The sequence below is a fragment of the Hydrocoleum sp. CS-953 genome, from assembly GCF_002260545.1.
In the GTDB taxonomy this organism is placed as follows: Bacteria; Cyanobacteriota; Cyanobacteriia; order Cyanobacteriales; family Microcoleaceae; genus Trichodesmium.
This window is the reverse complement of sequence record NZ_LGSU01001263.1, coordinates 1-8,882: the sequence shown is the minus strand read 5'-3', so window position 1 is coordinate 8,882 and position 8,882 is coordinate 1. Positions and strand designations below refer to the sequence as shown.

General features: G+C 38.5%; 5 protein-coding genes and 2 pseudogenes. All 7 read left to right on the top strand.

What is annotated here, in order from left to right:
* Window positions 1-288: 288 nt before the first annotated feature.
* A pseudogene (locus AFK68_RS43565) lies at window positions 289-851 on the top strand (calcium-binding protein); the annotation flags it as partial.
* Between the two features lies 1 nt (window position 852).
* Window positions 853-1,778 (top strand): CAP domain-containing protein (locus AFK68_RS35385; protein WP_143438136.1); only part of this gene is annotated, 926 nt, incomplete at its 5' end.
* A gap of 141 nt (window positions 1,779-1,919) precedes the next feature.
* A complete protein-coding gene (locus tag AFK68_RS43560) occupies window positions 1,920-2,045 on the top strand; it encodes a hypothetical protein (RefSeq protein WP_256386624.1) in 126 nt (41 codons plus the stop codon).
* Between the two features lie 278 nt (window positions 2,046-2,323).
* Complete coding sequence (locus tag AFK68_RS22015; protein WP_094675096.1) at window positions 2,324-3,004, top strand: polysaccharide deacetylase family protein; 681 nt, start codon at window positions 2,324-2,326, stop codon at window positions 3,002-3,004.
* Between the two features lie 777 nt (window positions 3,005-3,781).
* Window positions 3,782-5,803: pseudogene (locus AFK68_RS46080) on the top strand (S-layer homology domain-containing protein); the annotation flags it as partial.
* Between the two features lie 50 nt (window positions 5,804-5,853).
* Window positions 5,854-6,876: a WD40 repeat domain-containing protein gene (locus AFK68_RS46075; RefSeq protein ID WP_371357499.1), complete on the top strand. Its 1,023-nt coding sequence runs from the start codon at window positions 5,854-5,856 to the stop codon at window positions 6,874-6,876.
* A 487-nt stretch (window positions 6,877-7,363) separates the two neighbouring features.
* On the top strand, window positions 7,364-8,734 hold the full coding sequence (locus AFK68_RS21995) for an ATP-binding protein (RefSeq protein ID WP_094675088.1): 1,371 nt from the start codon (window positions 7,364-7,366) through the stop codon (window positions 8,732-8,734).
* The last annotated feature ends 148 nt before the right edge of the window (window positions 8,735-8,882 follow it).

Genomic DNA, 8,882 nt, shown 5'->3' with positions numbered 1-8,882 from the left:
GAGGTGGGGTGATGGGGTGATGGGGAGTGAAGGAGATGGGGTGTATTAGATATCTGCCAAAATCCAATCAATTCTTACCCATAAATTATCAATTGCTTCTCCTGATGACCTATTTTCTGGAGATACCAAATGGCTTCTATAGGACTTACACAGTACAAGGTATTTGTGTCATTGCGACTAACAGGGTTTGTGGAGCAGTCCGGAACGGAAAGCAATCTCAAACCTAGTTTTTCGTATCTCATTGTAAATCTTGTATAAGTTAAAGAAATTTTTTAGAGGATCTAACAAATGGAAAACGAACTTACTCCTAATGGAAATAATTTACTCGCCAGCGATAATGCTGACATTATAGCTCTCTCCTTTGGAGAACTAGCTGATTTTCCCGATGGGTTAGCAGCTCTTGGTGGCAACGATCTAATTACAGGATCTTCAGACTCAGAGGTAATTATGGGAAACCGGGGCGAAGATAGTCTTAATGGTGGAGATGGTGCTGACACTTTATTTGGAGGGAAAGACAATGACTCGGTAGACGGTGGTGGCGGTGATGACTTAGTTCGTGGCGATCGCGAAAATGATGTTGTTAGAGGAGGAAATGGTGCTGACACTTTATTTGGAGGCAAAAATAATGACGCTCTTTTTGGGGATGCAGGTAACGATGTTTTGTTTGGCGATCGTGACAATGATACTCTCATTGGTGGTTTAGGGGAAGATACTCTCACTGGTGGAGAGGGGAGCGATGTCTTTGGCTTAGAAATTGGTGCAGGTATTGATGAAATAGCTGATTTTGAAAATGGCATCGATCTAATTCAGCTACCCGATGGTGTAGACAACATTAGTTTAGAAAGTAGTGGNGTGGAGATGGTGCTGACACTTTATTTGGAGGGAAAGACAATGACTCGGTAGACGGTGGTGGCGGTGATGACTTAGTTCGTGGCGATCGCGAAAATGATGTTGTTAGAGGAGGAAATGGTGCTGACACTTTATTTGGAGGCAAAAATAATGACGCTCTTTTTGGGGATGCAGGTAACGATGTTTTGTTTGGCGATCGTGACAATGATACTCTCATTGGTGGTTTAGGGGAAGATACTCTCACTGGTGGAGAGGGGAGCGATGTCTTTGTCTTAGAAATTGGTGCAGGTATTGATGAAATAGCTGATTTTGAAAATGGCATCGATCTAATTCAGCTACCCGATGGTGTAGACAACATTAGTTTAGAAAGTAGTGGTGATAGTCAGCAAAACACTCTAATTATTGATAGTCTAACTGGAGAAGCGATCGCTCAAGTAAATAACATATCTGTGGGTAGTCTCAGTAGTGCCAATTTCGTATTTGAAGGTAATTCCAATATTGGAACTGAACCAGATAGTCAAGATTTTATAGATAGAGTCGTCGCACTTACCAACCAAGAGCGTACTCAGTTGGGTTTAGATCCCCTGAGTGCAGATCCACTGTTAAATCAGGCAGCACAAACTCACTCCGAAAATATGGCAGAACTAGACTTTTTCGAGCATACCGGATTAGATGGTTCCTCCGCAGGCGATCGTATTGCAGCTACAGGATATGACTTTTCAGCTTGGGCAGAAAATATTGCTGCCGGGCAACAGACACCGGAAGCAGTAGTAGAAGCGTGGATGGGTAGCGACGGACATCGTGCTAATATTCTCAACCCTAATTTGGAAGAAATTGGTATTGGTTACTATTTCTTGGAGGAGGATACTGGTAGCGTTAACGCCAATCATTATTGGACGCAGGTTTTTGGTACGCCCTTTGAAAGTTAGGGAGTCGGGGAGCATGGGGAGTTCCATCCAACCCCCAGAAATTAGGAGTAGGGGTTTGGTCTCCAAACCCATTCCTGTTATAGCGCTATACGCAAGTCAAAAGCTAAAAGTAATCTCTAATATCAATAGGACTTACGCAAAATGTCGAATTATACGCTATCTGTAGGGGTGATTCGCGTAATTAGGAGCATTCCGGCACGGAAATCACCCCTACAAGATGTGGTGGTTATGCCTAAGTCCTCATCAAGTCTCATTAATGAGCCATAATAAAAATTGGTGTTGGTGAACCGAGCTATGAAATCTAAAGAGCTGTTATAAGAAACCGGGTTTGTTGGAGACAAATTTCACTATTTATCGGCATCTAACACAAACCCGGTTTCTAGAATGCCAGAAAAATCATAGCCACGCATCACCAACACCTAAAAATTATATAGCTATTTAAGCGAGAATATTTTTTCGGTGCGGAATGGGGAGCTAATAAATTTCCACTTATTTCCTAAATTTTATATGATATAATTTAAAAGCAAAAAATTAGATTTTTCTATATGGCATTAGCACCTTTACTTCCGATTTTACATCCAATATTAAAATTTTCTTTTCCCAATTGTTTATGGCAAGGAAACACACAAAAACCAGAAATTACTCTTACCTTCGATGACGGACCTCACCCAGAATATACACCTCAATTATTAGAAGTTTTAGATAAGTATCAGATTAAAGCAAACTTTTTTTTATTAGGAATATGTGTAGACAGTTATCCAGAAGTAACTAAAGCAATATATGAGAAAGGTCATTGGATTGGTTTGCATGGCTACGAACATATTTCATTTCCTAAACTAACTCCTATTCAACTTAAATCTAGTTTAGAAAAAACGCAACTTTCTATTAATAAAGCCTGTGGATTAGCACCACAATCAATTTTTGATGTTCGTCCTCCTAATGGCATAGCTACACCTCAAACTCTCAAATTATTAAAGGAATGGGAATATAGAACTGTGATGTGGACTGTAGTACCTGTAGATTGGGTTAGACCAGGAATTTCAGTAGTTGTTAATCGAGTAGTTCAGCAAACATCTAATGGTTCGATTATTGTTTTGCATGATGGATGTTCTGGCGGTCAGGATGTTGCCAAAAGTGTTACAGAAATAATTCCTGTTTTACTGGAGAAAAACTATAAATTTATTACTATAGATCAAATGTGGGGAACAAAGATAAAAAAGTGTTGAAATGAATAAAAATAAATAGACAAATATTCCTATGTTAACTCACTTAAAAGACGGTTTATAAACTCAATATTAAAGTTTTAATCAGGCTAAGGATGTCAATCCTTAGCTAATAGCAAAGGGTAGGGGGTTTTGTTACCAAAAAAAGAGGTTCAAATCCTCCCATTTTAAGGGAATGAAAAGATAAAAGTTCATTATTCCAAGCCTCTGGGTTTCCTAGGTCATGCTGCGCAAACAGCCAGAGGTTACTGATAACTGAAATGACCAAAACCCCACACCATTTCCCCCTTTTTTTCAATATTTACCCCTTCTTTGCTAGAGAACTAAAGCCTTATTTATCCTTCCGTACAGAGGTTGTATGCAACGTCCCTAGCTTATGTAATAAACATTTATCACGCTTGGTATTAATTCGGTTTGTAATTCTTGTTGAAATTAACCTTATTCCTCCTTCCTTCTTGTAATGAAAAGGGAACTAAATGTAATTTTATTTAGTCAAAGCATAATAAAGGGAGTAAAATAAGAAATTATCAATCTGTAGTTAAAGGTTTTCTTCAGTTATCAGTTAGCCTTCTGGGTCGGAACTTAGTTTTTTCCTGACGGAATGCTCCGAAACATATCGTGGAGCCAAACAGTACCGAACGCTACAGTCAGAGACTTGAAATACTGAAGTTAAATTTTTTTGACTTTTAACTTTTAACTTTCTTAAAAGGGAGAGTTTATTTTTGGGTCAGAGATTACTTTTGACTTTTGACTTTTATCAGAATTGGTGGAGGAATATTAATGATTAAAATTTATAAGTGGCATTCTATACTTGCTTTGTTCGTAGGGTTAAGTACCATAATTACCCCAGAATTATTTAACCGCAAAAAAATTACATCAGCACTTGCGGAAACAACCTTACAAGACATTGAAAATCATTTTGCTCAAGCTTGTATTAATAGTTTATTAGACAAAAAAATAATATCTGGCGACGAAAAAAATCAAAATTTTCGCCCTAATGCGCCTGTAACTAGAGCCGAATTTGCTGCAATAATTATTAAGGCTTTTCCAGATACAAAACTTGTGCGGGATTCGATTAATTTTGTAGATATTCCTCAAGACTATTGGGCTTATAATGCTATTCAAAAATCTTATGAAATGGGTTTTCTATCGGCATATATTGGTAAAGCTTTTAACCCGACTCTCAAGATTACACGCTGGCAAGTTTTGACGGCTTTAAGTGGAGGTTTAAATTATCAAGCAAGTTCATCTTCAGAAAAGAATTTAAACAATTTTTTTGACGATGCAGAAGCAATTCCTGAAGATGCAAAAAAAGCTATTGCAGCAGCAACAGAAAAAGGTATTGTTGTTAATTATCCAAATGTTAGGCAGCTTAATCCTAATCAAGATGCTACTCGCTCAGATGTAGCTACTTTTCTCTGTCAAGCTATTGCCAATAATCAAAAAAATAATGATGAAGTAGTTGCTAAAGTTCCCTCAGAATATATTGCAAATTTTTCTAAAAATAGTCGTTCAACAACCACTGCGACTTTACCGAACCAGACTACAGAAGTAACAAAAAATAGAGAAAATCCTAACTCAGAAAATCCCGAACCAACTTCTACAGAAAGTACAAATTCACAAAGCACTACAGAAGTAACAATAACCAGAGAAAATCCTAACTCAGAAAATCCTGAAGCAACTTCTACAGAAAATACAAATTCACAAAGAAGTACAGAAGTAACAAATACTAGAGAAAATTCTAACTCAGAAAATCCCGAAACAACTTCTACAGAAAATACAAGTTCACAAAGCACTACAGAAGTAACAAATACTAGAGAAAATTCTAACTCAGAAAATCCCGAACCAACTGCTACAGAAAATACAAATCCACCTGGAATAGTAGAAAGATTTGCTAATGGTAATTTACAGGCAGAAATTATTTATGAACAAGCAAATAATACAGATTTAGTCAGCGATCTACGTCTGAAAATTATCAGAAGTGGAGAAATTATTTTAAATAAACCAGTACCAGTAAAATCTTTGGCAGGTGAATCTGACAGTACAACTGCAGTATTAGCAGGTAGATTTGTTAAAGTACAATTACTAGATTTAGATGGCAACGGAGAATCCGAGGTATTGATAGATTTATTCACAATAAATAATAGTAATGTTCCATTTGCAGGCGGTACTTATTCCTTGATTTATCGTTATGAACCTACAGAAAATAAATATACTATGCTGCGCCATTACTGGGGGAATATTAATTATCGACTCAAAGATTTAGATAATGATAATCTTCCAGAATTTCAAAGTTTTGATAGTAGATTTGCTAATGTATTTTCTGATATAAATGATTCAGTATTTCCGGTCCGTATCTGGCAGTATCGTCAAGGAGAAATATTAGATGTAACTAAGAAATATCCAGCACAAATAAATACCAGCGCCTCAGAAATTTGGCTAGAATTTTACAGGCGTTCAAATCAAAACCAAAATGTTAAAGGAGTTTTGGCTGCTTACCTAGCAAATAAATATATGTTAGGCGAAAAAGAAGATGGCTGGAAATTAATAGAAAAGGTATATAAAGGTAGCGATCGCTCAGAATATTTTGCCAGTTTGCGTCAATTTTTGACAGACAAAGGTTATGATACAAATCAACAAATTAGAGCCAATGTAATTGTGCCAGAAAATTCGGCGACAGAAAGTCAAGAAACAGTTTCTTTTGCTACTAATGAAACTTCACGCCAACCAACAACAGAAAATACAGAAAATACAACAACACAAATAACAAGACCACCCCAAACTTCACGCCAACCAACAACANAACTTCACGCCAACCAACAACAGAAAATACAGAAAATACAACAACACAAATAACAAGACCACCCCAAACTTCACGCCAACCAACAACAGCAGCAAATGCTCAAACATTATCACCGGAAACTGCTATTCCCGGAAATTCAGAACCAGAAATACAGCCAGATATTAGTAACGATATTGTACTTGCACCTAGGTTAGTTCGGTCCTTATCTAATCAGCAACCAGATTCTTCTTTACCTGTAGCGATCGCTTTTAATGGCAAAATATTAGCCACTAGCAGAGGAAAAGATATTCAATTATGGAACTTAGAAAGTAGCAAACTACTAGATACTTTATCAAGTCATACCGCCAATGTGCGCTCAGTAGCAATTAGTCCAGATGGCAAAACCTTAGCAAGTGGAAGTGTAGATGGTACAGTAAAATTGTGGGATCTTCCTACAGGAGAAATGCTCACCAGTTTTTTGCATTCTGACGTAGTGACTGCTGTGGGTTTCACTGCTGATGGCAGAGCAGTAGTAGGATGCAGTGAAGCTCGCGGGATGAAATTGTGGGATATTTACACAGGGCGACTACTACATACAATGAATGGTACTCAACCTATTGCTTTTGGTGCTGATGGTATACGGATGGCAACCAGTGGAGGACCGAGATATATTCGTCTTTGGAATGTCGCCCAGGGGCAACTCTTGAAAAATCTGTCTATACCCAGTACAAATAATAATCAACGAATAGAGGCGATCGCTTTTAGTCAGGATGGGCAAACTATTGCTCATGCGATGCGGGGAGAAAGTAAGATTTTAGTCTGGGATGTAGAAACCTGGCAAGTCCGTCACAGTCTAGAAAAACATTCTCAGGCAATTAAGGCGATCGCTATTAGTCCGGATGGGAAAATTCTTGCTAGCAGTAGTGAGGATGGCAAGATTAATCTGTGGGATGTTGGCAGTGGAAAATTATTGAGGAGTATCAAAGGTTATGGTGCAATTGTTTTTAGTCCTGATAGTCAGCAACTTGTAAGTGTGGCAGAAGATAATATGATTCAGCTTTGGCAAATTTACGGATCGGCGATCGAGCAGTGAGTTATTTCAGTTGTCAGTTACCAGTGGGAGCATCTTGCTCCCGTGCCTGGTATTCCCGTTTTTAAGCGCTTTTCATTAAGTTATATCAAATCCGCTTGCTACGGTTCGCGAAAAATCGGAGTAACAAGAAACCGGGTTTGTCGGGGGTCAATGGTAGTATTGTAGGGCATTTGATACAAACCCGGTTTCTCCGGTTCGCGAAAAATTGGAGTAACAAGAAACCGGGTTTGTCAGGGGTCAATGTTAGTATTGTAGGGAATTTGATACAAACCCGGTTTCTCCGGTTCGCGAAAAATCGGAGTAACAAGAAACCGGGTTTATCGGGGGTCAATGGTAGGGACGTTGCATAACAAAAATGCGAACGTCCCTACAAGGGAATTTGATACAAACCCGGTTTCTCTGCTTTTTTATACCGATACTACTCAATTAATTCCCCCTGTTGCCTCTTTTTAATCTAAAATATAGAAGTACATTTATATAAAATATTATGGCTGTAAATGTTAAAGCCTTTTTTCAGGCAACAAACCCTGGTAAAGCTTTATTCCAAGATAACCACGAAATTGAGCAAAAATATTACATTGACTTCTCCTCAGTACGGGGAGGACAAATAATTGAAGACCTCAAAGACAATATCGCTATGTGGTCTCCCGACGAACCCACCTGTCAACTATTTACCGGACATATTGGTTGTGGGAAATCAACCGAACTCTGGCGACTCAAGCAACAATTAGAAGAAGAAGGCTTTCACGTCATCTATTTCGAGTCAGACAAAGACCTAGAAATGGGGGATATAGATGTCAGTGATATTCTTCTAACTATAGCGCGACAAGTCAGCGAAAGTTTAGAAACATTAGAAAAGGTTAAATTAGAGGAGCCAAAAGGATTAAAAGGTCTACTTGATGGAGTAAGCAAACTACTACAGACGGAACTAGATATTTCTGCTTCAGCAGAATTAGGTGTACCTGGAGTTGGTCAAGTCACGGTTGACGAAGAAGGACTAGAATTCGTCGCCTTGGGAATAGGCAAAATAACTGCCAAAGCAAAATCTAGTCCCCAACTTCGCAGCAAACTCCGAGACTATCTCGGACCTCGCACCAATGGAATTATTGAAACTATTAACCAAGAATTGCTCGAACCTGCTCACGAAAAGCTGAAGCAGCATGGCAAAAATGGATTAGTAGTTATAGTTGACAACCTGGATAAAGTAGATAGTTCCCCAAAACCCTGGGGGCGTCCTCAACCAGAATATCTATTTGTCGATCGCGGCGAACAACTAACAGGTCTCCATTGTCATGTAATTTATACTCTGCCTCTAGCACTGCGATTTTCCAATGACTATGGTACTTTAATTCAAAGGTTCAAGAATCCTGCCAAAGTATTGCCAATGGTTTCCATACAGTTGCAGGATGGTAACAACTGTGGAGAAGGAATGGCACTACTGAGGCAATTAGTTTTAGCAAGAGCATTTCCCAATTTGGAGCCAGAACAACGTCTAAAGAAAATCACGGAAATTTTTGACAGTGCGGAAACTCTAGATCATTTATGTCAGATGAGTGGGGGTCATGTCAGGAATGTATTGCGACTGCTTAATGAAGCGATTAAAAAGGAAAAAAAGTTGCCTATTTCCCGTGATAGTCTTGACAAGGTAGTTCAAAATTTTCGCAATGAACGTATTCTGGCAGTGGAAGATGAAGAGTGGGAGTTGTTGCGCCAAGTAGCAAAAACTCAAAAAGTTACAGGTGATGATGGATATCAAAGGCTGATTCGGAGTATGTTTGTCTATGAATACCAAGATGATGAAGGGTCTTGGTTTGATATTAATCCGATATTGAAAGATGGGGTGCAGTTGAAAAAATGATAAATAGTTAGGTATATTTGCACCTATTGGAGAGATGGGGAGGTTTTCGTTAATATTTTGTCAGCATCCACTCAAGGGAGCAAACCAAGGGCCAAAACAACGGGAGTTGTTAGAACAAATGAAGGTAGCAAAAACTGACAAACGCCAA

What these genes read in the sequence shown, in the direction of transcription:
- AFK68_RS43560 (WP_256386624.1), top strand. Translation starts at nt 1,920, where the DNA reads ATGTCGAATTATACGCTATCTGTAGGGGTGATTCGCGTAATTAGGAGC.
- AFK68_RS22015 (WP_094675096.1), top strand. Translation starts at nt 2,324, where the DNA reads ATGGCATTAGCACCTTTACTTCCGATTTTACATCCAATATTAAAATTT.
- AFK68_RS21995 (WP_094675088.1), top strand. Translation starts at nt 7,364, where the DNA reads ATGGCTGTAAATGTTAAAGCCTTTTTTCAGGCAACAAACCCTGGTAAA.